General features: G+C 60.1%; 25 protein-coding genes. 13 read left to right on the forward strand and 12 right to left on the reverse strand.

What is annotated here, in order from left to right; genetic code table 11:
- Positions 1-7 precede the first annotated feature (7 nt).
- Entirely contained in the window at positions 8-418 is a 411-nt protein-coding gene (locus B1781_RS17910; RefSeq protein ID WP_078122122.1) for a CBS domain-containing protein, read from the forward strand.
- 24 nt (positions 419-442) lie between these two features.
- On the opposite strand, the gene B1781_RS17915 is transcribed toward B1781_RS17910, so the two are convergent.
- Both B1781_RS17915 and B1781_RS17920 read right to left on the reverse strand, forming a co-directional pair.
- Positions 443-1,027, reverse strand: a complete 585-nt coding sequence (locus tag B1781_RS17915) for a hypothetical protein (protein ID WP_078120967.1) — start codon at positions 1,025-1,027, stop codon at positions 443-445.
- A gap of 70 nt (positions 1,028-1,097) precedes the next feature.
- Positions 1,098-1,949, reverse strand: coding sequence for an HDOD domain-containing protein (locus B1781_RS17920; protein WP_164513452.1), 852 nt, complete (start codon positions 1,947-1,949; stop codon positions 1,098-1,100).
- Between the two features lie 314 nt (positions 1,950-2,263).
- Here B1781_RS17920 and B1781_RS17925 point away from each other — a divergent pair, with 314 nt between their 5' ends.
- A complete protein-coding gene (locus tag B1781_RS17925) occupies positions 2,264-3,796 on the forward strand; it encodes an FMN-binding glutamate synthase family protein (protein WP_078120969.1) in 1,533 nt (510 codons plus the stop codon).
- A gap of 11 nt (positions 3,797-3,807) precedes the next feature.
- Entirely contained in the window at positions 3,808-5,046 is a 1,239-nt protein-coding gene (locus tag B1781_RS17930) for a cation:proton antiporter (protein ID WP_078120970.1), read from the forward strand.
- A 6-nt stretch (positions 5,047-5,052) separates the two neighbouring features.
- Here the strand turns inward: B1781_RS17930 and B1781_RS17935 are convergent, their stop codons facing one another.
- The 6 genes from B1781_RS17935 to B1781_RS17960 all read right to left on the reverse strand — a co-directional run bounded on the left by B1781_RS17935 (position 5,053) and on the right by B1781_RS17960 (position 11,490).
- On the reverse strand, positions 5,053-5,313 hold the full coding sequence (locus B1781_RS17935; RefSeq protein ID WP_078120971.1) for a hypothetical protein: 261 nt from the start codon (positions 5,311-5,313) through the stop codon (positions 5,053-5,055).
- Entirely contained in the window at positions 5,310-7,148 is a 1,839-nt protein-coding gene (locus B1781_RS17940) for a Na/Pi cotransporter family protein (protein ID WP_078120972.1), read from the reverse strand. The genes B1781_RS17935 and B1781_RS17940 overlap by 4 nt, the downstream gene beginning before the upstream one ends.
- Positions 7,149-7,311: 163 nt before the next feature.
- Positions 7,312-7,542: a hypothetical protein gene (locus B1781_RS17945; protein ID WP_078120973.1), complete on the reverse strand. Its 231-nt coding sequence runs from the start codon at positions 7,540-7,542 to the stop codon at positions 7,312-7,314.
- A gap of 31 nt (positions 7,543-7,573) precedes the next feature.
- Positions 7,574-8,491, reverse strand: coding sequence for a polyphosphate kinase 2 (ppk2, locus tag B1781_RS17950; RefSeq protein WP_078120974.1), 918 nt, complete (start codon positions 8,489-8,491; stop codon positions 7,574-7,576).
- Between the two features lie 123 nt (positions 8,492-8,614).
- Positions 8,615-10,876 (reverse strand): phosphoenolpyruvate--protein phosphotransferase, encoded by a 2,262-nt coding sequence (gene ptsP, locus B1781_RS17955; RefSeq protein ID WP_078120975.1) that lies wholly within the window; start codon positions 10,874-10,876, stop codon positions 8,615-8,617.
- Between the two features lie 89 nt (positions 10,877-10,965).
- Entirely contained in the window at positions 10,966-11,490 is a 525-nt protein-coding gene (locus B1781_RS17960) for an RNA pyrophosphohydrolase (protein ID WP_078120976.1), read from the reverse strand.
- A gap of 157 nt (positions 11,491-11,647) precedes the next feature.
- On the opposite strand from B1781_RS17960, the gene B1781_RS17965 reads away from it, so the two are divergent.
- The 4 genes from B1781_RS17965 to B1781_RS17980 are packed head-to-tail and all read left to right on the forward strand — an operon-like array spanning position 11,648 to position 14,383.
- Positions 11,648-12,328: a histidinol-phosphatase gene (locus tag B1781_RS17965; RefSeq protein WP_078120977.1), complete on the forward strand. Its 681-nt coding sequence runs from the start codon at positions 11,648-11,650 to the stop codon at positions 12,326-12,328.
- Positions 12,329-12,358: 30 nt separating this feature from the next.
- Positions 12,359-13,339: a FecCD family ABC transporter permease gene (locus tag B1781_RS17970; RefSeq protein WP_078120978.1), complete on the forward strand. Its 981-nt coding sequence runs from the start codon at positions 12,359-12,361 to the stop codon at positions 13,337-13,339.
- Entirely contained in the window at positions 13,336-14,106 is a 771-nt protein-coding gene (locus B1781_RS17975) for an ABC transporter ATP-binding protein (RefSeq protein WP_078120979.1), read from the forward strand. Before B1781_RS17970 ends, B1781_RS17975 begins: the two co-directional genes overlap by 4 nt.
- A 58-nt stretch (positions 14,107-14,164) precedes the next feature.
- Positions 14,165-14,383, forward strand: coding sequence for a hypothetical protein (locus B1781_RS17980; protein ID WP_078120980.1), 219 nt, complete (start codon positions 14,165-14,167; stop codon positions 14,381-14,383).
- 36 nt (positions 14,384-14,419) lie between these two features.
- Here the strand turns inward: B1781_RS17980 and B1781_RS17985 are convergent, their stop codons facing one another.
- A complete protein-coding gene (locus B1781_RS17985; protein WP_125932160.1) occupies positions 14,420-14,824 on the reverse strand; it encodes a hypothetical protein in 405 nt (134 codons plus the stop codon).
- Positions 14,825-15,006: 182 nt separating this feature from the next.
- Here B1781_RS17985 and B1781_RS17990 point away from each other — a divergent pair, with 182 nt between their 5' ends.
- From B1781_RS17990 to B1781_RS18005, 4 genes are all read left to right on the forward strand, one after another.
- On the forward strand, positions 15,007-15,501 hold the full coding sequence (locus tag B1781_RS17990; protein ID WP_078120982.1) for a helix-turn-helix domain-containing protein: 495 nt from the start codon (positions 15,007-15,009) through the stop codon (positions 15,499-15,501).
- A gap of 142 nt (positions 15,502-15,643) precedes the next feature.
- Positions 15,644-16,024, forward strand: a complete 381-nt coding sequence (locus B1781_RS17995) for a hypothetical protein (protein WP_078120983.1) — start codon at positions 15,644-15,646, stop codon at positions 16,022-16,024.
- Between the two features lie 112 nt (positions 16,025-16,136).
- The gene (ggt, locus tag B1781_RS18000) at positions 16,137-17,651 is read left to right on the forward strand and encodes a gamma-glutamyltransferase (protein WP_078120984.1); all 1,515 of its coding nucleotides are present in this window, start codon (positions 16,137-16,139) and stop codon (positions 17,649-17,651) included.
- A 163-nt stretch (positions 17,652-17,814) separates the two neighbouring features.
- A complete protein-coding gene (locus B1781_RS18005; RefSeq protein ID WP_078120985.1) occupies positions 17,815-18,381 on the forward strand; it encodes a Tll0287-like domain-containing protein in 567 nt (188 codons plus the stop codon).
- A gap of 25 nt (positions 18,382-18,406) precedes the next feature.
- On the opposite strand, the gene B1781_RS18010 is transcribed toward B1781_RS18005, so the two are convergent.
- Together B1781_RS18010 and clpB are read right to left on the reverse strand one after the other, a co-directional pair.
- Positions 18,407-19,285, reverse strand: a complete 879-nt coding sequence (locus B1781_RS18010) for a fused MFS/spermidine synthase (RefSeq protein WP_078120986.1) — start codon at positions 19,283-19,285, stop codon at positions 18,407-18,409.
- Between the two features lie 24 nt (positions 19,286-19,309).
- Positions 19,310-21,940: an ATP-dependent chaperone ClpB gene (gene clpB, locus B1781_RS18015; RefSeq protein ID WP_078120987.1), complete on the reverse strand. Its 2,631-nt coding sequence runs from the start codon at positions 21,938-21,940 to the stop codon at positions 19,310-19,312.
- 177 nt (positions 21,941-22,117) lie between these two features.
- Between clpB and B1781_RS18020 the strand changes: the two genes are divergently transcribed.
- Both B1781_RS18020 and B1781_RS18025 read left to right on the forward strand, forming a co-directional pair.
- Complete coding sequence (locus B1781_RS18020; RefSeq protein ID WP_078120988.1) at positions 22,118-24,874, forward strand: MMPL family transporter; 2,757 nt, start codon at positions 22,118-22,120, stop codon at positions 24,872-24,874.
- Positions 24,871-25,692, forward strand: a complete 822-nt coding sequence (locus B1781_RS18025; protein WP_078120989.1) for a hypothetical protein — start codon at positions 24,871-24,873, stop codon at positions 25,690-25,692. The genes B1781_RS18020 and B1781_RS18025 overlap by 4 nt, the downstream gene beginning before the upstream one ends.
- A 24-nt stretch (positions 25,693-25,716) precedes the next feature.
- Here B1781_RS18025 and def read toward each other — a convergent pair whose 3' ends face one another.
- On the reverse strand, positions 25,717-26,238 hold the full coding sequence (gene def / locus B1781_RS18030; RefSeq protein WP_078120990.1) for a peptide deformylase: 522 nt from the start codon (positions 26,236-26,238) through the stop codon (positions 25,717-25,719).

The following is a 26,238-nucleotide window of genomic DNA, read 5'->3' on the forward strand; positions in this document are numbered from 1 at the left end:
TGAGTACATGACCCAGAAAGTGCTGAGCGCCGCGCCGGACGATGGCGTTCGCGAGACATTCTTTCGCATGCGCGAAGCAGGGATTCGGCATCTGCCGGTGCTCGAGGGCGCGCAACTGGTAGGCATGATCAGCGACCGCGACCTGCGGAGGCCCGACTGGGTCGACGAAGCGCCGGATCTGTCGCACGAATACCAGCTCGACGACAACCTGTCGGTCGGCGACCTGATGTCGCACAACCCGGTTACGGTGCATACCTATGACGAGCTGGCCAAGGCGTGTGCGCTGATCGATGAACACGGGTTCGGCGCGCTGCCGGTGCTCGACAAGGGAAACCACCTGGTCGGTATCATCAGCAAAGCCGACCTGGTTCGCGCCTTCGCCAAGCTACTCAACGATGGTCATGTACACGCCCCCTGAGGGCGTACCAATCATCGAACCGCTTCAGCGCACGATCTCTACGACATCCCCCAAGGCCTCGCGAATCTCGGCAAAGCTGGGCGGTCGCAAGTCGGGCGGCTCGGCATAGGCGCCGTAGCAACTCAGGCGTCGCACATTGGGCTGTTTGTCCGATGCGAGCCAGAAGTGATAACCCTCGTAGTAGGCGCTGCTTCCCGCATCATCCATATCGCCGGCGATCAGGTTCAAGGCGCCGAGCGCCGCGACCTGTACCGGTTTCGCCATGACGACCGGCACCAGGGTGCTCTGCACGCGCGTTACGACAAAGCGGTCCGGCTCGATCACGAACCCCTTGTGGTCGACCGTATCGATTTCCAGACTGCAATGCGTGGAGTAGTGATCGAAGGCGCTATAACGGGCACTGGTCGGCACCCCGGATTCCCCGTGGCTTTGCAGGAACACCCGGGCCTTTCCGGCAGGCACGGTCAACGCCGACTTCAATACCAGCGTGCTGCCTTCGAGTTGCACGAAGCCCTGGCGACCGGTTTCGTTGCGCACCGTGGCGCTGTTCATGCATCCGGCAACAAGAAACGTGGATACGAGCGCTACCAGGACGGCTTTGGCGTTCATGGCCGGATTCCTCAAACGGTGGGCACAGTCGATAAGACACCCTAGCAGAGGAAATGGTTTCGCAAAATGATCAGCCCGCGGCCAACAGCTCGGTCATATCTTCGACGATGTCTTCGAAGTCGGTTGAGCTGATACCGGCGTAGGCGAGCACCTGTTCGCCCCATCGATCCCATTCAGGATCGTCTGCCTTGCCCCAGTAGCGGCGGTCGATATGTTCGGCCATTTTGAGGACCGCCAGCGAGATCCCGGTCTTCGACATGGCGCCGCCATTCTCCGCCAATACCTCGACCACATCATGGTGCCGCAGGATCAACTCGCCGACATGCTCGGGAAGCCCCCAACTCCTGCAGACGAAATACCCGATGACCGCGTGGTTGGTCTTGTAGCGCTCGTCTTCGAGTTGCGTGACGTCGACCATTGACGCTTCGGCGTCACCCATCGTCTTCAGATAGTCGTCGAACCGCATCATCATCAGCGGCACGCCGGCATTGTGGAACAGGCCAAGCATGTAGGCCTCGTCCGGACTCACGCCGGCGAACTGGCGCGATAGCTTGGCCGACACCATGCCGATATTCACTGGCGATTCCCAATAGTGCTCCGGGGTTGGTGCGCCGGAATCTTCCATGGCCCTGCGCAAGGCCAGGCCGGCGACGATGTTGCTGATGTTCAAAAGGCCGAGCAATGTGGTCGCCTGGCGAATCGACTTCGCCTTGGCGCGCAACCCGAAGAATGGCGAGTTGACCGTTTTCAGCACCAACGCCGCCAAACCCATATCCTTTGAAATCGCCGCCGACACCTCGTCGATGTCGGGCTCGTCCTTCTGCATCAACTCATGCAGTTCCATGAACACGGCAGGTGTGGCCGGAATCTTGACCGAACCGAGAATTTCGTTAGTGGCTTCAAAACTGAGTGCGGCGTTCAATGGTAGCTCCTTGTCGCGGTGAGCGCCGAACGACCCGGGGCTTCGGCACGGAGGGCAACAGCCGGTAAACAGGAAACCCGCCCGCATCGAAGTCGAGTCAACACGATCAAAGGTCCGCTTTGATCGCATAGCGACCGGATCGACGAGTTCTGAACTGCCCCCCGGTACAACGCCGCGAACGCAGGAAAGTAAGGCGTGCGACAGAAAAATGTCGGGCAGCGGGTCTATCATGTCATCAGGCCCGGAGCGCACCTCCCGAACGGGACGGCAGCCGCGCCGCGAGAGATAACAACTACCTCGGTTTTGGATTCGCTATGCAGGGTATGTCTGAACGCTTCGGCAATTTCTTGATCGCCAGCCTGGAACTGTTTGCCGCCGCGTTCCTGATGATCCTCGGCGCGATCATTCTCTGGATAGTCGTTGCCTACATCCTGGATGTAACCCAGACGCGTCATGCGATACGACGCAACTATCCGGTCATCGGGCGGTTTCGCTACTTTTTCGAGCACCTGGGAGAATTCTTCCGCCAGTACTTCTTCGCCATGGATCGCGAAGAGCTGCCCTTCAACCGCGCGCAGCGAAGCTGGGTGTATCGCGCCGCCAAGGATATCAACAACACGGTCGCTTTCGGTTCGACCCGCGATCTGCGCAAGGCCGGCACCGTGGTGTTCGTGAACTGCCCGTTTCCCACCCTGGGTGAAGATGCCGTGCCGCCCCGACCGGTAACCATCGGCCCCGGTTGTCGCTCGCCCTATACAACGGCTTCGCTGTTCAACATCTCCGGCATGAGCTACGGCGCCATATCCAAGCCTGCGGTGCTCGCGTTGTCGAGCGGCGCCAACAAGGCCGGTTGCTGGACGAATACCGGCGAAGGCGGCCTGTCGTCTTATCACCTCGACGGCGGCTGCGACATCGTCTTTCAGATCGGCACGGCGAAGAACGGGGTACGTGACCTCGACGGCAATCTCAACGACGACAAGATCCGCGAGATCTCGGCGCACCCACAGGTGAAGATGTTCGAGATCAAGCTCAGCCAAGGCGCAAAACCCGGTAAGGGCGGCATGTTGCCGGGGGCCAAGGTGACCGAAGAGATCGCCAAGATTCGTGGTATCCGCGTCGGCGAGAATGCGTTCAGCCCGAATCGCCACCCCGATGTACGCAACAATACCGACCTGTTGGATATGATCGAGCGTGTGCGCAACGCGGGCGGCAAACCCACCGGGTTCAAAACCGTGGTCGGCTCACCCGCCGTACTCGACGAACTGTTCAGCGAGATCGTCGAACGCGGCGCGGATTCTGCGCCGGACTTCATCACCATAGACGGTGCCGAAGGCGGCACCGGCGCGGCGCCGATGCCGCTGATCGATGCGGTCGGCCTGCCGTTGCGCGAGAGCCTGCCGATCCTTGTCGACAAGCTCACCGAGTACGGGCTGCGCGAGCGCGTGAAAGTCATCGCATCGGGCAAGCTGATCAACCCAGAAGACATTGCCTGGGCCCTGTGTATGGGCGCCGATTTCGTGACCAGCGCGCGTGGCTTCATGTTTGCGCTGGGCTGTATCCAGGCACTGCAATGCAACAAGAACACCTGCCCGACCGGCATCACGACACACGATGAGCGTCTGCAACGCGGTCTCTACCCACCCGACAAGGCAGAACGGGTCGCCGCCTATGTGCGCAACATGATCAACGAAGTCGGCGTTATCGCCCATGCCTGCGGCGTTCGCTCCCCGAGTGAGCTCAATCGCGCACACGCACGGGTGATCCAGGAGAGCGGCTTGTCGATCGGACTCGATCAGCTTCATCCGGTGCCGCCGTTGCGGCCTGGTATCGACAAAAAGACGGGCTAGGCCCGGAGCGCATGGGCATCAGTCACACCATCATGATGCTGGCCGGGCTGTTGCTCGTGGCGCTGATGCTGCGCCCCTTCGCCGAGCGCCGCAACCTGCCGTTTGCCGCCTTGCTGGTGGCCACGGGCTTTGTCGGCTCGGAGTTGTTGCTGTGGTTCGACATCGATACCGGCGTACGTCACCAGTCGTTCCACGACCTGATCTTCTACGTGTTTCTCCCGCTGCTGGTGTTCGAAGCGGCATTCAAGATCGATGCGCTGATGCTGCGCAAGAACCTGTTCGTCATCCTGCTGCTGTCGATCCCGATATTGCTGCTCTCTATATTGGTCACCGCGTCGCTGGTGTATATCGGCATCGGTCACCCGGAAGGATTCCCATGGATTGCCGCGATGCTGACCGGCGCCGTGCTGGCGGCGACAGACGCCTCGCCCATTACCGCACGCTTCGCCAAGCTGGGCGTACCCAAGCGCTTGCGAATCCTGATGGAAGGAGAAGACCTGTTCAACGACGCGACCGCCATCGTGATGTTCAATATCGTGCTGTACATCGCCATGTACCCGCAAGAACACATCACGGTTGCAGATGCCGTCGCATCGTTCGCCGTCGTGTTTTTCGGCGGTATCTTTATCGGCCTGCTGGTAGGCCTGGCTTTTCTGCTGGTTTCGCGGCTGTTCGAGGACTCGATTCAACAGGCCTTGGTCAGCCTGATCTCGGCCTATGCCGCATTCCTGGTAGCCAATGAGATCCTGCAGGTCTCCGGCGTCATGGCGGTATTGATTACCGGCCTGATCATGGGGCGCGTGATCCACAACGACTTTCAGGACGAACGCGGCAGCTTCGTCGACAACTTCTGGGCATTCAACGTCTACGTCGCCGAGGCACTGGTCTTTCTACTGATGGGCGTAACGGTCACCTTCGCCATGTTTGAGCAACGCTGGCTCGCCATGCTGATCGGAATCGTCGCCGTACTGATTTCGCGCGCGACCGGTGTGTTCGGCACCGCGCCGCTGATCAACCGTTTGCCGTGGATAGACGATGTACCGCGCGGTTACCAGCAAGTGTTGGTCGTGGGCAGTCTGCGCGGCGCCGTGGTGCTAGCGCTGTGTCTGTCTTTGCCGGTCAGCCTGCCCTACTGGTGGACCGTACAATCAATCGCGTTCGGCGTGGTGATCTTCAGCCTGTTTGTGCAGGCACCGCTGGTACCTCCACTGCTCAAGCGCAGCGAGCTGCTGCACAATGACCCCGGTTGAGCGACGTCAGGACTGCTGTGCCTCGGTCTGTTTCTTCAGCCCGCGGTACACCTCGGCACCCTTGCAGCGCTGGGCGTAAAGTACATCGATCTTGCGCTTGAGCTTCTCGCGGGCGTGCTTGCCGCGCGTGCGCTTGAGCTTGTCCTCGAGTTCTTCCTGCTTGTCCTTGAGAGACTTGATCGTCTTACGCAGCTTTTTAAGGCGCATCTCCTCAGGAGGGCGCTTCAACAGCCTTTGAATCTTTGCAACAAGCTTCATGGTTTTCATTGCGATCGCTCCTGACGCTCGACGGTTGGGGCCTCGCGCCGGTGCTGATCGACCATCTGTTCGACTTCTTCCGGGGTCAGCGAGAGGTCGGGGGTCACTTCGTCCATGGACGGAGACGACGCCAATAAACCTTTCGCCATGCTCAGCAGACGCGCCATGATTTCGTTCACGTAGAGACTGTCATTCATCAGGGAAGTGGCCATCTGGGCGGTGATGGCGCCGTCCCGGATCAATCCGTCGACGATCTGGTGACTGAAGCGATAGTTGTCCGCAATGTCTACCTTAATCGCATCAAGTGACAGTAATGCGACAGCCTCATCATCGGCCGCACGCAGCACCGCCAGTTCGCGCAGCAATTCACCGATCCGCGCACGGAAGCGGTTGTATTCCCGCCGAATGTAGCGGTTCGGCGCGCCGGTGTAACGTTCGACGTTCTTGCGCAGGTGCTTGGTCGCCTTGATCGCGGCCACGATGTCGAGATTGGCCTGCCACAGCCCCTGCATCTTGCGGGACTTTTCATCGTCCATGTTCGCCGATGCACGGGTGTAGAACAGTACGTTGGCACCGTAGATGTCTTTGATCATCAGCTCGTATTGCTTGTCGATGTCGATCTCGATGTGCTCTCCGGGCTCGTCGAGCAACGCCATGAGATCTTTGTCTGAACTGATATCGGCGCGGCGCAGGTTAACGCCATGGGCGATGATCGAGAACGCGTTGTTGAACAGGTGTTGGGTCTCGCGGCGCAGCGCCGGCAAAGCCACGTCCGGAAACGCCAACGCGGCCTCGCTGAGGTACCTGGGCATGTCGCGCTCGACCCGTGGACCACGCAAGAACCGGGTCAACATCCGTTCCAGCGCGCGGATCAACGGCGTGAAGACCAAGACGCCAATGCCGTTGAACAGGGTATGAAACACGGCCAGCTTGAGCGTGTAATCGTCACTCGGTATCCCGACCGCACCGCTAATCGCGTCCACCGCGAGCACGAGGTAGCTGATCGAGGCCAACGCGATGACACCGGTACCGATATTGAAGATGAGATGCGCGCCCGCGAGCCGCTTGCCGTCGATCGGTGAACTCAGCGCCCCCAGCACGGCCGTAATCGTCGTGCCGACATTGGCGCCGATCGCCAGCGCCAGGGCATTTTCATAGGTGATTTGCCCGGCCCCCAGCGCAGTGATGATCAGCACCAGGGTGGCATGGCTCGACTGCATGACGACAGTCGCCAGCATGCCGAACAGCGTGAACAACAACAGCCCTTTGATGCCCGGTATGGCGTACCGGGTCAGATCGAGCTGGTCGGCAAAACCCTCGAAACCGACCTTCATGTAATGGATGCCAAGGAACAGGAAACCCAGCCCGGCCAGAATCCAGCCGATGCCTTTGAGTGCACGCGGCTTTTGCAGGATGAACACCACGCCAAACACCAGCATCGGCATGGCATAGGTCGACAGGTTCACCTTGAGGCCGAAGCCGGCGACGATCCAGGCGCCGGTGGTCGTGCCGAGATTGGCACCGAAGATGATGCCGATGCCCTCGGCCAGGCCCAGCAGACCGGCACTGATGAAGCTGATGGTGATCACCGACACTAGCGACGACGACTGCATAATGGTCGTGGTCACGATGCCGAACAGCAGGCTCTTCCACGTCTTGTCGGTGCTGACGCGCAATACGCGCTCGAGCGCACCGCCGGAGAAGGCGCGGAAGCCTTCCTCCATACACAACATGCCGAACAGGAAGATGGCGACGCCGGCAGCGATATCGCCGAATACATCGCTGCGCCAGAAGCCATACGCCAGGCCGGCCAGGATAACGGGCAGGACGAAACGCCCGATCATCGCACCTCGCAGTGCCAGATAACCGGCTGAATGTAGAAACTTCTGATTTCGAAGGAAACGACGGCCATGGGTCTATTATTGACCAGCCTGTCGATGTTTGAAGTGCGGTGCACTCAACGCGGTTGGGTGAAGCGTGCGCCTCACCCAACCGGCCGAGCCGAGATCACGCCTTGTCGTAGTGTTCTGCGTGTTGACGCAAGCGCTTTGACAGCGCTGCCACCTCGTCGGCCGCCCGCTCCATCTCCTCCAGCACTGCGGTACTGATCGCGGCCTCGACCAGCATCGCCAGTTCATTGCGGTGCTCTTCCGTGATCGCCGCCTTGGCATTCTCATCGAGCAGGTCCATAAAGGCATTACTGACCTGCACGGCATGCCGTTCGTAGTGTTCGCTCATGTTCTTAGCCCTTCCTGCTTATGAACGCTGATTAACTCAACTGGGTATGTTCGCCGTCTTCGTAGATGTCCGAAGCGGTACCGACGATCAGCGGATCCGGCGGACACGCGATCTTTTCATCCTTGTTGTCGTACGGAATGCTGTTCAACAAGTGACGAATGGCATTGATGCGCGCGCGCTTCTTGTCATCCGACTTGATCACGGTCCAGGGAGCGTCGGCCGTATCGGTGTGGAAGAACATCGCCTCTTTGGCCTTGGTGTAGTCGTCCCACTTGTCGAGCGATGCCAAGTCGATCGGGCTCAGCTTCCACTGTTTCAACGGGTCGTGTTCACGGGATTTGAAGCGGCGCAGCTGCTCGCCGCGGCTGACCGAGAACCACAGCTTGAACAGACGTATGCCGCTGCGCGCCAACATACGTTCGAGCTCCGGCGTCTGACGCAGGAACTCGAGGTATTCCGAGGACGAACAGAAACCCATGACACGCTCAACGCCCGCCCGGTTGTACCAGGAGCGGTCGAACAACACGATCTCACCGGCACTCGGCAGATGCTGAATATAGCGTTGGAAATACCATTGACCGGCTTCACGCGGCGACGGTTTCTCCAATGCCACGATGCGTGCACCACGAGGATTGAGGTGCTCCATGATGCGTTTGATGGTGCCGCCCTTACCCGCCGCATCGCGGCCTTCGAACAGGATCAGTACGCGCTCGCCCGTATCGCGCACCCAGTTCTGCAGCTTCAACAGCTCGATCTGCAGCTCGTATTTGAAGGCCTCGTAGTCTTTGCGGCCGAGCTTGGTGCTGTACGGGTAGATGTTCTTGCGAAACAGCTCGCGGCGCGCGGTCTTATCGAGCTTGCTGAGGTCGCCGTCGAAAACCTGCGGGTTCTCGACCTTCTCCTTATTTTCGTCGTTGGCACTGTCAACGTTGACTACCGAATCTCCCATTATCCCTTTCCCCCAGGTTCGTCATCTAAAGAATCATTGTGCGCCACAACATGCCCGCTGCGGTTGACGGGTATCAAAAAGCGACAAATCCAGTGCCGAACGCAAGCACGCTCTCGCCGGAACTCACCGACCCGGGCGGAACAGGCCACCAAGACCCATATCGTCGAGCGCGCCTTCCATGAATCGGCGCACCTGCATCGCGTCTTCCATGCGCAGTGCGGCATGCAGCAGCTGCCGTGCACGCGACACACTGATACTGCGCACCACCCACTTCACCTTCATCAGGCTACCGGCACTCATGCTGAGGCTGTCGACGCCCAGGCCCATCAACAGGATGGTTGCCATCGGGTTGCCGGCCAGCTCGCCGCAGATTCCCACCGGCCGGTTGAACACCCGCGCGCCGCGCACCACCTGTTCGAGCGCGCGCAACACTGCCGGATGCAGATCGTCATACAGCTCGGCCACCCGCGAGTTGTTGCGGTCGACGGCGAGCAGGTACTGCGTCAGATCGTTGGTGCCGACCGACACGAAGTCGACCCGACGCGCCAGTTCCTCGATCATGTACACCGCCGACGGCACCTCGATCATGACGCCGATCTTCGGCATCGAGACCTTGTAGCCTTCTTCGAGCAACTCGTCGTGGGCACGCGTGATCAACATCTTCAGTTCATCGACCTCGGCCACGCCGCTGATCATCGGCAGCATGATCTGCAGATTGTCGAGGTCGACCGCGGCACGCAGCATCGCGCGCACCTGGGTCAGAAAGATCTCTGGATGCGCCAGCGAGATGCGCACGCCGCGCCAGCCGAGGAACGGGTTCTGTTCTTCGACCGGGAAATACGGCAGCGGCTTGTCGCCGCCGATATCGAGCGTGCGCAGAATCACTGGCCGGGGGGCGAAGGTTTCCAGCACCCGGCGATAATTCATGACCTGCACCGATTCGGCCGGGAAACGGTCACGGACCATGAACGGCAGCTCGGTGCGGTACAGGCCGATACCGGCAAAATCATCGTTGCCGATGTTGTTGGTCTCGTTGACCAGGCCGGTGTTCAAGTGCAGGGGAAACGCAACGCCGTCGGTCGATTCGGCCGGCAGACCGCGCAACGCCTCGGCCTCGGCGGTCAGTGCCCGCTCCTCTTCGGCAAGGCGCTCGTACTCCTGGCGCACCGATTGCGGCGGCGAGATATAGACCCGCCCGCGGTAACCATCGACGATCAGCTCGCGGCGCTCGACGCGCGCGACCGGCAGGTTGCTGACGCCCATGACGGCCGGCAGCCCCATCGCACGCGCCAGAATCGCGACGTGCGAGGAACTCGAACCGGCGGCACAGACCACGCCGACCAAACGATCGTGCGGCACCTCCGCCAGCTGGATCGCACTGACCTCTTCGCCGACGAGCACGGTCTGCGCCGGGTACTCGACCTTGCGCGGGCTGTCGCTCTGCAGATGCATCAGGATGCGCCGACCGAGGTCACGCACGTCCGATGCGCGCTCACGCAGGTAGATGTCCTCCATGTTTTCGAATACCTGGGCATGCGCATCGATGCTCTGACGCAGCGCCGCCGGGGCCCAGTCTCCCTTTTCGATCAGCTCGATGGTCTGGGTGACCAGGGTGTCGCTGCCGAGCATCAGCAGCAAGGCATCGAACAGCGCGATGTCCTCTTCCGGTATCTCACCGCTCAGGCGTGCCTTGAGCGTACGCAGGTCGTCTTCAACCGCGTCGACAGCGTCACGAAACGCCTTGCATTCGGCATCGATATCTTCGGCCTGACGATCCGGCACGGCGTCCAAATCGGCGGCGCGGTAGGCGACAACGCCTTCGCCGATCGACACGCCCGTGCTGCCGGCGCGACCTTCAAGATAGCGTCCCATACGCGGCTGAGTGGTCAGCGCATCGAGTTCACCGCTGGTCTGGGCAAAGGTGATGGCGCCGGCGAGCTGTGCCGCCAGGGTGAAGACGAAGGTCACCTCGTCTTCGGTGAATTCGCGCTGCGCCTGCTGGCGCACGACCAGCACGCCGAGCACCTTGCGATTCTGGATGATCGGCACACCGAGGAATCCGTTGTACTGGGTCTCACCGGTCTCGGTGATGCGCATATACCGCCGGTGCGACGGCGCATCGCTGAGGTTGAGCGGCTCGGCACGTTCGGCCACCAGGCCGACCAGGCCACGGCCCAACGGCAGGGCGACTTTGCCGACCGCCTCGGCGTTCAGACCGTCGGTGGCGGCGAGCACATGAGTGCGCGTGTCCGGGTCGGTCAGGTACACGGAGCAGACGTCGCAGCCGATCGCCTGTTTGACCATCGACACGATCATTGACAACGCCTTTTCCAGATCCGGCGCGGCGTTTACCTCTTTGACGATGCGGTGCAACAGCTCGAGCATGGATTCAACAGTTCCTCAGACAGGCAATCACCTGCCGCAGCCGGCCATCTCCCAGACAATCGGGGCGAAGGCCGAGGTTCTACGGACAATCAGCGACGTTGTTGACGGAGAAAATTGGTCTGTGGACGCGCCGGCACACCGTCGGGAAACAGCAGCGGCGCCAGTTCTTCGAGCGCGCGCTCGTAAACCCGACGCTTGAAGTAGATCACCTCGCGCACCGGCTGCCAGTACTTCACCCAACGCCAGTTGTCGAACTCGGGCTTGTCGCACGAATCCAGACAGAAGTCGTTCTCGCAGCAGTGTACACGGAGCAAAAACCAGCGCTGCTTCTGGCCGATGCAGACCGGGTGGGAATGCCGCCGGATGAAACGCTTCGGCAGACGGTACCGCAGCCAGCGCTGCGTCGAGCCGAGCAGATCGACATGTTCCGGCAAAAGGCCGACTTCCTCGTGGAGTTCCCGGTACATCGCCTGCTCCGGGGTCTCGTCGGGGTTAATGCCGCCTTGCGGGAATTGCCATGCGTTCTGACCTACGCGACGCCCCCAAAAGAGGCGGTTCTGGTCATTGCAGAGGATAATCCCCACGTTTGGCCGAAAACCGTCCGCGTCAATCACAACTGAAACCAAAATTTAACGTTCGCTTGCGCTCGATTCTTCCACAGCCGGCACCTTTGCGGCAAGCGAGCAAACTGCATAAGCTATTGCTTATAAAAGAAATCCTGTATAGTCCGGGCGATCCTCACAGCACCATGACGCACACGCAGTATTTGCAATGGCCCTGGCAATTTTCGATCTCGACAACACGCTTCTGGCAGGCGATTCGGACTACCTCTGGGGCCAGTTTCTGGGCGAGATCGGGGTGGTCGACCGCGCGTCTTACGAACAGCAGAACGCCCAGTTCTACGAGGATTACAAAGAAGGCCGCCTGGACATCATGGCATTCCTCGCATTCTCATTGAAGCCGCTCTCGCAGCATCCGCGCAGCACGCTCGATGCCTGGCACAGCCGTTTCATGCGCGAAAAGATCGAGCCGCTGATCACCCCGGCCGCCGAACAACTGATCGATCGCCATCGCTCGGCCGGTGACACCCTGATGATCATCACGGCGACCAATGCCTTTGTGACGGCGCCGATCGCCGAGCGCCTCGGCATTCCCCACCTGATCGCCACCGAGCCGGAACAGGCCGGCGATCGCTACACCGGGGCAGTCGCCGGCGTACCGAGTTTTCGCGAAGGCAAGGTGACACGCCTCGAAGCCTGGCTCGGCGCACACGGCGCATCCTTGCACGAAGCCTGGTTCTACAGCGACTCACACAACGACCTGCCGCTGCTCGAGCGGGTCACCCACCCCGTCGCGGTCGATCCCGACCGTCAGCTCGCCGACTATGCACGCGCCGAGGGCTGGCCGATCATCAGCCTGCGCGGCGATGCTCCCGTCGAACCCGATGCCTGAGCAGACTCGCGGCGAGGCATCACGAGACTGATGCCCCCCTTCCGTCCCGCTGTTCTGCTATTGCTCAGTTTTGTCCTTGCCGGGATCGGCCTGGGGATGGCCGTTGTCAACGGTAGCGTGGATATCGGCATTGCCGACATCGTGCACCACCTGGTCGCCAACGACGGCAGCACCGATGACCTGATCGTCGATCAATTGAGATTGCCGCGTGCCCTCAGCGCCTTCGCGGTCGGTGGTCTGCTGGCCTTGGCCGGCGCCTTGATGCAGGTGCTGCTGCGCAACCCGCTGGGCGATCCTTATATATTGGGCGTTTCGGGTGGCGCATCGATCGCCGTCCTCATCGCCATGCTGGTCGCCCTGCCTGCCGCTTGGTACGCCCCGGTGGCTACTGTCGGCGCCCTGGCCAGCACGCTGCTGGTTTTCGGCCTGACCCACCACGGCGACGACTGGCGCAGCGAACACCTGCTGTTGACCGGCGTGGTGGTAGCGGCCGGCTGGTCGGCGCTGATCAGCTTCGTGCTCAGCATCAGCCCGGCGACCCACCTGCCCGGCATGCTGTTCTGGCTGATGGGCGACCTGGCCAATGCGACGAGGCCCGGCCTGGCGTGGGCGGTGCTGACCATCGGCCTGCTGCTGGCCTTGCTGCGCGCCCGCGATCTCAATATCGCGACTCACGGCATGCTGCAGGCTGCAGCGCTGGGCGTCGATACTCAGCGTCTGCGGATCGAGCTGTATTTCGTCAGCGCCGTATTGACCGCGGCGGCAGTTTCGATTGCCGGCGCCATCGGTTTCGTCGGGCTCATCACACCGCACCTGGTGCGTACACTCGGCGGCACCGATCATCGCGTGCTGCTGCCCGCCGCTGTGCTGCTGGGTGGCGCCCTGCTCAGCGTTGCCGATACGTTGGCGCGAACCCTGATCAGCCCAATGCAACTGCCGGTCGGTGTATTGACCGCGCTGTTGGGCGTGCCCGTGTTCCTGTTTCTGCTGTCGCGCCGGGGTCGTCGATGACACTGCTCGAGACCAGACAACTGACGGTGGAAATCGGCGGCCATACCGTGTGCACCGACCTCGACCTGTGTATCGAGGTAGGCGAATCCTGGGCGCTGCTGGGACGCAACGGCGTGGGCAAGTCCACGCTGCTGCATCATCTGGCCGGCCTGCGCCGTACGCAGCGAGGTGAGATCCTGCTTGCCGGGACACCGATCGCCACACTGCGTCCGCGCCAACGTGCACAGCGCGTGGCGACCCTGCTTCAACATAGCGATCCGACATTCGGCGGCAGCGTCCTGGATACGGTGCTGACCGGCCGACACCCCCACCTGTCGGCGCTCGCCTGGGAAAGCGAGAACGATCTGCAATTCGCACGCGATGCGCTTGCCGCCGTCGGGCTGAATGGATTTGAACGGCGCGCCCTCAATAGCCTGTCCGGCGGCGAGTTGCGGCGCGTCGAGATCGCCCGCCTGCTGGCTCAGCAGGCACCTCTCGCGTTACTCGATGAGCCGATCAATCACCTCGACCTGGCGCAGCAAACGGCGGCGCTGCAGGCGGTCGGCACACACTGCGTGTCGGCGTCGCGCGCCATGATGCTGGTCATGCACGACCTCAATCTCGCGTATCGCGTCTGCGATCGCTGGCTGATTCTTGATGGCAACGGCCAATGGCACATGGGCGATCGAGATGCGTTGGGCGATAGCGAATTGCTGTCCGAATTGTTTCAGCAAACCATCCGGCGCACCGAGACCGCACATGGCCCGCTGTTCATCGCGGATTGGTAATCGCGCTGCAGACTTACACCGCTTATCGCCACGCTACCGACACTGCTAAGATCAGGCTATGGCGCGCTACCGAGACCGAACCAACGTCTACATCCTGCTGATCGCAATCCTGGTTGCGGCCATCGCCGGTTACTACCTGCCGACCAAGCGTCCGGAGACCGGCGCATCGATGACGCCGAAGGAATATATCGACCTGGTCGAGAAGAAACGCGCGCAGCGCCTGAAATACAGCGAACAGTCAACAACAACGGTGGTGGCCCCACCCGCCAACGAGTAAAGACTGTCGGCGGCGACTGTCGCGATAATTGGTAAATCAGGTACGTTTACACAACGGCCGACTGTCCGGATTCTCTACCGCATCCACGATGGCATTGACTACATCGCCGAACTCCTGTGGCGTCAGCACTTCCATGACCCTGCCCAAAAGTAAAGGATCGACCTGTGCGTAGACAGTTTCGCCGGATTTAAGATTCAACACGACGCCCGCGCTGTGCGTATCGACCGTGCCGTCTTCGGCCTCGAACAGGCTCTGGTTGAACGCCATCATTTCGTCGTAGTGCGACTCGATCTCTTCGAGCAAGGCATCGTCGGTATCCTCAGAAATGGCAACCACGAACGTCTCGTCTTCATCGCTGCGCTCGTGCGAAACTCGTTTTGCCTGTAGAAAATCGACAAAACCCTGCAGTGGTCGCTCATCAAAAAATACGAACTCCAGCACACCCATACCTCGTGACAGACAAACTGAAATATGCGTTTTGATCGCAATACTTCTCATTAGGCCCTGATTTCCTGACCGGGGTCAATTTATCCCCAGTTTGGACTGAGCAGCATCCGAATCTATGTACATACTGAATCGGACGAAACGAACGGCGTCACCGATAGCGCCGGGAAGAAAGGAACATGGATACATCCGAAATCGCCAAACTGCGCAATGCAGTTCGGCAACATGTCAGCGCGTCGCGGGAACAGAGGTTTTGTTACCGTGCTTTATGCGTGCTGTTGATCGCCGAAGGACATCGACCGAACCAAGTGGCCGAGTGGCTGGGGGAGCACACTCGAACATTGGAACGCTGGCGTAAGCGTTTCACCGACAACGGTCTCGACGGCCTGATGGACGAAACCAGTCCTGGGCGTCCGCCGAAGTTGTCGGGTGATGAGTGGAAGCGTCTGCAAGCCGACTTGAGCCAACCGCCCACGATGTTCGGGCTGGAAGGCAAAAAGTGGCAAGGCAAGCTGTTGCAGACGCACCTGGCTGAGCGTTACGGCATTGATTTCAGCTTGCGGCAGTGTCAGCGCCTGTTGAAACAATACCGCCAGCGCCCCGCAACGTCGGGGTTCAAGGCTAGCGCAACGCAAAGCTATACTGCGGCTGCGGATCGCGTAGGAACGGATTGAATATTCGGTGACATCCGATGTGCCTCACGGCGATCGGATGCAGCGGGTATGAAACAAGCAGTACAAGACCGGCAAGCGTCGACCGCAGTCTCGATTCGATCATTAACGACGATCAACCAATCCTTAACGGGAGGGACTTTCGATGAACAAAACTCGCAAACTGCTGTTGTCCGGACTTGTCGGCGCAGCGGCCATCCTCGCGACATCCAGCGCCAGCGCCTTCTGGGGCGGCTGGGGCGGCCCATTCAACTGGGGCGGCTGGAACAACGGTTGGGGAAATGGCTGGGGTAACGGCTGGGGCGGCGGTGGCCCATGGGGATGGGGCGGCGGACCGTACTATGGCGGCGGCTACCCGTACTACGGCGGCTGGGGCGGCGGTTATCCCGGCTACGGCGGCTGGGGCGGCGGCTATCCCTACTACGGCGGCGGCTATGGTGGTTATGCGCCCTACTATGGCGGCTACGCTTATCCGAGCACGTCGACCACGACAAAACCTGCCGCGAAGTCTACCGAAAAGAAATAAGAACATCGCTTTCGATTCGGGAAAGCGCGCCTTCGGGCGCGCTTTTTTGTTGGCTATGCACGAGCCGTAATCACCCGGCATAATCCTCGGTGATGCGAACTCGGACCCACTCATGAAAGGCGCTATCGCCGCCGGGCATCCAAAAACAGCCGAAGCCGGGATGCGCATGTTCGAACTCGGCGGCAATGCGTTCGACGCCGTGGCTGCCGCGCTCGCTGCGGCCTGCGTGGTCGAACCGGTGCTGACCTCACTCGGCGGCGGCGGATTCCTGCTCGCACGCGAGGCGGATCGCGATGCGGTGCTGTACGATTTTTTCGTGCAGACGCCGCGCCAGCGACGTGAAGCCTCTGACGCCTCGTTCTATCCCATCACCGCCGATTTCGGTACGGCGCAACAGGAATTTCATATCGGCGCCGGCTCGATCGCAACGCCCGGCACCATCCGCGGGCTGGTCTCGACCCAGCGGCACCTGGGCCGCCTGCCACTGCAAGAGGTGCTTGCGCCGGCGATTGAATATGCCGAGCAAGGGGTGGAGGTGAATGCGCTGCAGGCCTATATCTTCAGCATCGTCGCCCCCATATACCGGGCCACGCCAGAGGCAGAGGCTTTGTACGGCGGTGAGGCGCTATGCGGCGAGAACACCCTGTTCCACCAACCGGCCCTTGCAGATACGCTGCGTCGCGTGGCCGAAGAAGGCGATGCACCTTTCTATGAAGGCGATGTGGCCCGGCTACTGGTCGACCACGGCGACACGCATGGTGGACACCTTTCGCTCGACGACCTGCGCAGCTATGCCGTCATTGCGCGCCAACCGCTGCGGCATCGCTATCGCGGCTACCAGGTTGAAACGAACCCTGGACCGTCGTCCGGCGGTACGCTGATCAACTTCGCATTGAGCGCCTTGGACAATCAGGACTTTTCGTCTTTGGCCTTCGGTTGTCCCGATCACATGAAAGTTCTCGCCTCGGTCATGGCGCACACCAACCTGGCAAGAGACGACGGCCTGTTATCTCGTACCCGTCAACACAAGGCCTGGCTCGAGGAATATCTCAGCACAATCGACGGCCACCCGGTCAACAATCGCGGCACAACACACATCAGCGCCATCGATTCAGAGGGCAACAGTGCCTCGCTGACACTGTCAAACGGTGAAGGCAGCGGTGAGTTGCTGCCCGGCACCGGCATCATGCTGAACAATATGCTGGGCGAGGAAGACCTGAATCCACATGGTTTCAATCAATGGCCGTTCGATGTGCGGGTCAGTTCCATGATGGCGCCGACGCTGGCGGAAGACCGGCACCACTTGATCGCCATTGGGTCTGGCGGCTCAAATCGACTACGGACCGCCATTCTGCAGACGCTGAGCAACCTGATTGATTTCTCGATGCCGCCGGAACAGGCCGTCGGTTCGCCGCGCATCCACTTCGAACGCAACCACCTCGATATCGAGCCCGGGTTACCTGATGAAACCGTACAAAAGCTGAGCGCTTGGTACCCGGCGCACCGCCTGTGGACATCGCACAACCTGTTTTTCGGCGGCACCCATACGGTGTGTTGGGACGGCAAGACATTTACTGGCGCAGGCGATCCACGTCGCGGCGGTGTTTTTATGCGCAGCGGCGGATAGGCTGCCAGATCAAGCAGAACGTTCGGTAACGCCCACTAGCGTTTACCCGACTTGCCGCAGGGGCATGGTCGACGAGAAAATGCGCTCGATCAATGCTGTCGAACCAGCATTTCAGCAGTATGCGCGATCTTGACGATAACCGCTCGAATCTACAGGAGACACGATGAAGATCACTCAGACGATGGCCGCAGTAGTTATGGCCGCCGCAGCTTTCCACTTGCAAGCCGCCGACGATAGCCCCGAACTCAATGAAGCGCGCGCGCTGGTCAAAGAGTTCGGCACGACGCTGAAGGGTGAAGTACAGAAAGGCATGAAGGAAGGCGGGCCGGTGCACACGATTGATGTCTGCTCGAAGAAGGCGCCGGATATCGCGAAAGACATCTCGGAAAAATCAGGCTGGGAGGTGGCACGTACCAGCCTGAAATACCGTAACCCAGGCAACTCGCCGGACGAATGGGAGCGTGAGGTGCTGGAACAGTTCGAGGCACGTAAAAACGCCGGGGAACCAGTCCAGTCGCTCGAGTTCGCCGAGTTGGTCGGCAGCGGAGAGGAACGCCGCTTCCGTTACATGAAGGCTATCGCAACCGGCGAAGTTTGCCTGAACTGCCATGCAACCGAGATCAAGCCGGAGGTCGAAGCCAAGATCAAAGAGATCTATCCGACCGATCAGGCGCGTGGATTCAAAACGGGCGATATCCGCGGTGCATTTTCATTGAGCAAGATCTACTGATCGAGCGTCACCTCGTGGGGGCCGTTCAGCGGCCCCCGCCGGGCGAATCGCGCCGAGTGCGATTGCGGAATCTACCGACGCCCAAGGTTTCTGCATTCTGGCGCCACAAGTTGCGCGCCTGTCTCTCCAGCGGGATATCGAGCTTTGCGCCGGCCGAGCGTGCACGCTCGAAGAAATCGTTGCGTTGCAGGTCGGGTAACTCGCCATTGAAAGCGAAGCTGACGATATTGCCACCCTGCACGTGCAGCCTGATGACCTGACCGTCGAAGGCGCCGTCCAGCTTCAGCGATGCATCGTGCGTCGGTGCATATTCGCTGGCCCATTGATTGGTTACCAGTATGCCGACTGGCGAGAGGTGCGAACGCACCAAACGTAGAAATCCCTCGTCGCCCTGGTCGGGATGCACCCCGTCGGCCCGGTAGAGGTCGGCAAAAATCAAATCATAGCCACGACTGCGCTGACCCAGAAACTCGCGCGCATCCTGCCGTACAACGCGCAGATTCTTGTCGGTCGGCAGCTCGAAATGGCTGCGCGCGGTATCGATGACGGCTTCCCGTGCGTCCACGCCGGTTATTCGCATACCAGGACGCACGCGGCGCAACGCGCGCGCAAGGCTTCCGCCCCCCACGCCCAGCAGCAGTGCATCGCGCGGTTCCGTGCCGAACAACAGCGCCAGCATCATGGCCTGGGTATAGACATGGACCAGGCGCGCCGGGTTGGCCAGATCCATGCAACTCTGCTCAACTTGATTGCCGAACGTCAGGTAGCGATGGCGATCGTCCTGATAGACGTGAATCTCGCCGTCTTCATCATCCGCTATATGGATCAGACTCCCGAGCTGCGACATATCCTCTCCCTGGACGCGCAAGACCGGCGCGATTGCGCCGGCCCCGTCAATTAACATGGAATGACCGCCAACCGGTCACACTCAGTCGACCAGTTCACCTTCTATCACGGCCCCTTCTTCGTCAACGTCGACACTGTCACCGCGTGAGAAAGTCAGTTTCTCGCCCGAAACATTGACGTGAATCACGTCACCCGGATGGAATACCCCTGCCAGGATCTGCTGGGCCAGCGGGTTCTCCAGTTGTTGCTGAATTGCACGCTTGAGCGGCCGCGCACCATACACCGGGTCGAAGCCTGCTTCACCGAGTCGGTCGAGTGCACCATGGCTGACCTCGAGGCCCATGTCGCGTTCGGCCAGCCGCTTGTGCAGATAAGCGATCTGGATCTCGGTGATCGCACGGATCTGTTCACGGCCCAGCGGATGGAACACGACGGCTTCGTCGACGCGGTTGATGAACTCCGGGCGAAAATGCTGGCCGACCACTTCCATCACCGCGCGCTTCATCTCTTCGTAGCGCTCTTCGCCCGCCAGGGTCTGAATCAGGTCAGAACCCAGGTTCGACGTCATGACAATGACCGTGTTGCGGAAGTCGACCGTGCGGCCCTGGCCATCGGTCAAGCGACCATCGTCCAATACCTGCAACAGCACGTTGAACACGTCCGGGTGCGCTTTCTCCACCTCGTCCATCAAGATGACACTGTACGGGCGACGGCGCACCGCTTCGGTCAGATAGCCGCCCTCTTCATAGCCGACATAACCGGGCGGCGCACCGATCAAGCGAGCCACGGAGTGCTTCTCCATGAACTCCGACATATCGATACGCACCATGGCGTCTTCGGTGTCGAACAGGAACTCAGCCAGCGATTTACACAGCTCGGTCTTACCTACACCGGTCGGCCCAAGGAACAGGAACGAGCCATTCGGCCGATTGGGATCGGCAAGTCCGGCGCGTGAACGACGGATGGCGTTGGACACCGCGGTCACTGCCTCTTGCTGACCGACCACACGCTTGCTCAACACGCCTTCCATGCGCAACAGCTTGTCTTTCTCGCCTTCGAGCATCTTCGATACCGGGATGCCGGTCCACTTCGACACGACACCGGCGATCTCTTCATCGCTGACCTTGTTGCGCAGCAGATGGGTCTCCTGCATCTCGGCCTGGCTCGCCATATCGAGCTGGTGTTCGAGTTCGGGAATACGTCCGTATTGCAGCTCGGACATCCGCTGTAGGTCGCCGGCGCGGCGTGCGGTCTCGAACTCGAGGCGCGCCTGCTCAAGCGCCTCCTTGATATGCGTCGTGCCCTGCACGGCTGCCTTCTCCGACTTCCAGACCTCTTCGAGGTCGGCAAACTCACGTTCGAGTTCACCGATCTCCTGCTCGAGATTGGACAGGCGCTTCTTGGAGGCCTCGTCGGATTCCTTCTTCAACGCTTCACGTTCGATCTTCAGCTGCACGAGACGGCGATCGAGCTTGTCCATCTCTTCCGGCATCGAGTCGATCTCCATGCGGATCTGCGACCCAGCCTCGTCGATCAGGTCGATTGCCTTGTCGGGCAACTGGCGATCGGTGATGTAGCGATTCGACAGCGTCGCGGCAGCGACGATCGCCGGGTCGGTGATCTCGACACCGTGGTGGACCTCGTAGCGCTCTTTCAGGCCGCGCAGAATGGCGATGGTGTCTTCGACCGACGGTTCCTGCACCAATACCTTCTGGAAGCGACGCTCCAACGCGGCATCTTTTTCGATGTACTGACGGTACTCGTCCAACGTGGTTGCGCCGATGCAATGCAGCTCGCCACGCGCCAGCGCCGGTTTGAGCATGTTGCCGGCATCCATCGCACCCTCTGCCTTGCCGGCGCCCACCATGGTATGGATCTCGTCGATGAACAGGATGATCTGACCTTCCTGTTTGGCAAGGTCGTTGAGCACGGCCTTGAGACGTTCTTCGAACTCGCCACGGAATTTTGCACCGGCAATCAGCGCACCCATGTCGAGCGACAGCAGGCGTTTGTTCTTCAGCCCCTCCGGCACCTCGCCATTGACGATACGCTGCGCCAGACCTTCAACGATGGCGGTCTTGCCGACACCCGGCTCACCGATCAGCACCGGATTGTTCTTGGTGCGACGCTGTAGCACCTGCACTGAGCGGCGGATCTCGTCATCGCGACCAATGACCGGGTCGAGCTTGCCCTGCTCGGCCCGCTCGGTCAGATCGATCGTGTATTTTTCCAGGGCCTGGCGTTGTTCTTCGGCGTTGGGGTCGTCTACTGACTGGCCACCACGCACCTTGTCGATCGCCTTCTCCAGCGCGCCCTTGCTGCCGCCCGCGTTGCGCAACACCTCGCCGACACTGCCCTTGTCTTCAACCGCTGCCAGGACAAACAACTCCGAGGAGATGTACTGGTCTTTGCGTTGTTGGGCGAGCTTGTCAGTCTGGTTGAGCAGGCGTCCAAGGTCGTTGGACAGATGCACGTCGCCCGCGGCACCCTGCACCGACGGTAAACGGTCGAGCGCCTCACCGAGCGCCGAACGCAATTGATTGACGTTAACATCAGCCTGGGCCAACAAATGGCGCACTGTGCCGCCTTCCTGGTCCAACAAGGCCGTCAGCAAGTGGGCCGGCTCGATAAACTGATGGTCGCGCCCTACCGCGAGACTCTGGGCATCCGCCAGAGCCATCTGGAATTTACTTGTCAGTCGATCCATCCGCATGGGAGAAAACTCCGATAAAATCTATGGTTACCGCCCATATGGGGTGCGGAACAAGAAAATCAAGAAAATCCGAGCGTTCCGGTTGACCGACTTTCACCCCGGTTGACCCGGCTCATATCCGTCTAGCCAGAGTTTAGGCGGTAATATCAAAATCAACTTCGGGACGAATCAAACCGGATGCAGCGCCTGCTTCTCCTCATCTCTCAGCGGCCATGGATGTGGCTGGCTTTTCTGGTTGTTGCGTCGGTGCTTGCCGCCACCCAGATTCCCAAACTGGAAGTCCGGATCGCCGCCGACGAGATGTTGGTTTCGAACGATCCGCAGCGCGCGTATTTCGACGAGATCAAGCAGACATTCGGCGAAGAGCGAGTGATTCTGGCGGTTATCGAAGATCAGAACCCGCTTGCACCTGCCAAGCTCAAGATACAACAAGCCGTCATCGCGGAGCTCGAGGCATTGAGCTTCGTCGACCGGGTGGAGAGTCTTTTCAGTGTCCCGCATGTGAAAAGCGTCGATGGCTATCTCGACAAAAAGCCCTATCTCGACAAACTGCCGGACGATGATGCCGCGGCAAGCGAAGTGTTGGATGCGGCGGTCGGCAACCCACTGGTACGCAACATCCTGGTAGCGCCGAACGGCAAGGCGCTGGCGCTGGCCATCGTGCTGCGCGAAGGCGCGATGCCGGTCGATGATCAGACACTGACCGACAGCATCAATACCGCCATCGCCCCATTAGGCGAGACCTATGACAACGCCTACGCGATCGGTTTTCCGATGGTGCGCAACGAGATCGCCGAACGCATCATGGCCGAACAGACCGCGTTGATGCCGCTGGCCATCGGCGCGCTACTGATCGCTTTGTTCCTGCTGTTGCGCCAACTGATCGACATCGTTACCCCATTGATCACAGCAGGCGTCAGTATCCTGTGGACGTTCGGCCTAATGGGGTGGCTCGGCGTGCCTATCAATGTCGTGACATCGACCGTTCCCATCCTGCTGATCGTGGTCGGCTCGACCGAAGACATCCACCTGCTCGCCGAGTTTCGACATGCCCAGCGCAGAGGAGACAACACCACTGTTGCACTCAGGCATATGGCGAAGAAGATGGGGCGAACGGTACTGCTGACGTTCATCACCACCTATGCCGGGTTTCTCTCGGTGGGTTTGAGTGGCATCGAGGTGTTGCGTCAATTCGGACTGGTGGCCTCGACCGGCCTGCTATTCAATTTCCTTGTCACCATTATCTTTATCCCTGCGGCGCTGGCGCTCGCGGGGCGATGGCAGATCGACGGCCGCTCGCGGATGTTCGACGAACGAGCACATCGCTGGTCTGCCAGCTACTGGCGCTTTCTGACCACGCACCGCTGGCATGCCTTCGTGTTTCTGGCGACCTGCTCGATCATCGCGGCGATCGGCATACCGCGCATCCAGATCAACCACAATCCCACCGACAGCCTTGGCGGCAACTCGCCGGTGGCGCAACACATCGAAAGCCTCAACACACAGTTTGCCGGTCTCGAATCGTTCTCCATCGTCATCGAATCGGGTATCCAGGATACGTTTCTGCAATCGCGCTATCTGGACGAAATTGTCGAGGTCGAAAACTTTATTCGCCAACAGAACGAGGCAATGTCAGTTACCTCATTCGCCGACTACCTGGAACTGTTGAACATCGCGATGCTGGAATCGGAAGACGCCGGCGTTCCTGCTTCGAACGACGAGATCGCCGAGCTGATGCTGTTTCTCGACTATGAGCGGGTGCGCGGCTACATCACCGAAGACTACAGTCAGACACGGATACTGGTCAGACACAGCATCGCCACGACAGAACAACTCGAGTCGATGCTGAAGACCATCCGCCGCTTTCTCGACGAGAACCTCGACGACGGCTTGCGAGCGCGCATTACCGGCGACTCGGTACTGACCTTGTCTGCAACCAACAGCATGATATTCGGCCAGTTGCAGTCGGTATTGCTGATACTGACCTTCTTCATTCTGATCATCTCTTTCATCTTCACCGACCTTCGCGTCGGATTGATTGCAGCCGCGCCGAACATCTTCCCGGTGATCATCCTGTTCGGTGTGATGGGTTATGCCGAGATCCCGTTGAACATCGGCACGACGATGGCAGCAGCCATCGCCATCGGCATCGCGGTCGACGACACCCTGCACTTCCTGTTGCGCTACAACCAGGAACTGCGCAGTTCAAAGAGCCAGTCGCTGGCGATGGAGCGCACGATCTATGAAGAGGCACTACCCGTAGTCTCAACGTCGGTTGCCCTGGCCGTCGGCTTCCTGGTGTTCTCACAGTCGAGCTTCGCCCCGGTCGCGCAGTTCGGCATGCTGAGTGCGCTGGTAATCAGCACCGCCTTGCTCGCCGATTTCGTCATCACGCCGCTGGCGATCTCGTCGCTACGTCTGGTCACCTTGTGGGACCTGCTGTCGAACCGCGTTCGCAACCAGGTCATCCCGCGAAGCCCGCTGTTCCGCGACATGCGACCCTGGCAGATTCGGCGCTTCGTGCTGTCTAGCACACTGCTGGAGTTCCGTCCCGGCGAGCACGTCTACCGTCGCGATGACGAAAGTACAGCGCTCTATCTCGTCATGAAAGGCGTCGTTGAAATTACCGTGCCGCGCAAAGACGGCGGCGAAGGCAAAGACCCGATTGTGGATCAGTTCGGCTCCGGCCAGATCTTTGGCGACGTCGCATTGCTTGCCGATGAGCGACGCAAGACTGACGCTGTTGCGTTAACCCCTACCACGTTGATGGTGTTGAGCAGGGAAGCCATCGCCAACGTCACCTTGTTTCATCCCTTCATCGCATCCCGCCTGTTTCTGAACCTGGCTCGCGACGTCAGTTGTCGCTGGGTCGCTTTCATTCTGCGTGTCCGCAGTGCCAAGAACGATCTTTCCGAAGGAGACGATTTTCGATGAGCCACCTCGTATCAACGCTATGGCGCGCACTGACCGGAGTGGTTCGCACGGCGATCCCCAGCCTGGCAGGTTCAAACAAAGTCTATGCAACGGCACTGCTCGCCAGCCTGTGCAGCGTGATGGCATTCGGCGCGGAAAACACACTCTACTTTGCGGAACCGAGTACCGGACGCAAAGTGGAAAGGTATGCGATCGAGCTACCCGTCAGCAAACGCGAACTCCAGACGTTCGACATACCCGGCGACTGTCTCGCCATCGTCCGCGCGGTTGACCAGGGTTCAATGTTCCGCGGCAGCATTGTCGATCGCCGCCTGTGGCACAAGGTCGAGTCGGACTGTCACTACTACCGTTTTCTGAACCGCTACCCGTTGAATCCGATCGAAGATTTCGTCTCAGGTTTCGATTTCATGAACGCCGACCTTCAGGCGCTTCCCTTCACCGACGCCTGCCGTCGACTCGGGCAGAACGGCAGCCTGGCAACCTGCCTGACGTCGGATGAAACACCGATTGCCGCCGCCCAGGATCATTCAATGCTCGATCCGGGCGTCGATTCACCCGTTCGGTGCCAACTGGATGACGGTGTTCTCAGGGCGAGAATCCACATCGAGAACGACACACTCATATGCCGCAGCAACGGCAACAAACCAACGCTGCGCTTGATCAATGTCGACTACGCCGACCTCAACGGCGACCGCGTACTGGACGCTGTACTGAGGTTCGTGCCCATCGGGCGGGGATCGATCCGGGTGCCTTTCTTAGTCCCTGTGACGAAACTTTCGACCGAAGAAAGCTTTTCGACACCACAGCAATTTCAATGAACCTCGGTCAATATCCGCCACGATTCACTTGCTCTTCCCGCCCTTCTGGTAAACCTTCCGCTTGAACAGATCCGTTCGACGGCTTACCACGCGGTCCACAAACAGCATGCCGTCGAGATGATCGATTTCGTGCTGCGCCGCACGCGCTTCGTAACCTTCCATGTCGAACTCCAGCGGCTCACCGTAAGGATCCTTTGCGACCAGGTGAATACGCGTGGCACGAATCACGTTGCCGGTGTAATCCGGCACGGAAAGACAACCCTCTCTACCCATCTCGTAACCTTCCCAATGGGTAATCTCGGGATTCACCAACACCATGTAGCCATGGTTGGGTACCGGTTTGCGCGTCGTCGAGCAATCGATGATGACGACGCGTTTGAAGCAACCTACCTGCGGGGCCGCGATACCGACCGCAGCCGGTCCGTTCACACGCGTTTCTTCCAGGTCGGCGATGAATGCGCGAAGCGCGTCGTCGAAATCCGTCACCGGTTCCGAGACCTGCTTTAACGCATCGTCCGGCAGCGTAAGAATATCCAGAATCGCCAC

Origin of the sequence: Thiosocius teredinicola, from assembly GCF_002009425.1 — a bacterium.
In the GTDB taxonomy this organism is placed as follows: Bacteria; Pseudomonadota; Gammaproteobacteria; order Chromatiales; family Chromatiaceae; genus Thiosocius; species Thiosocius teredinicola.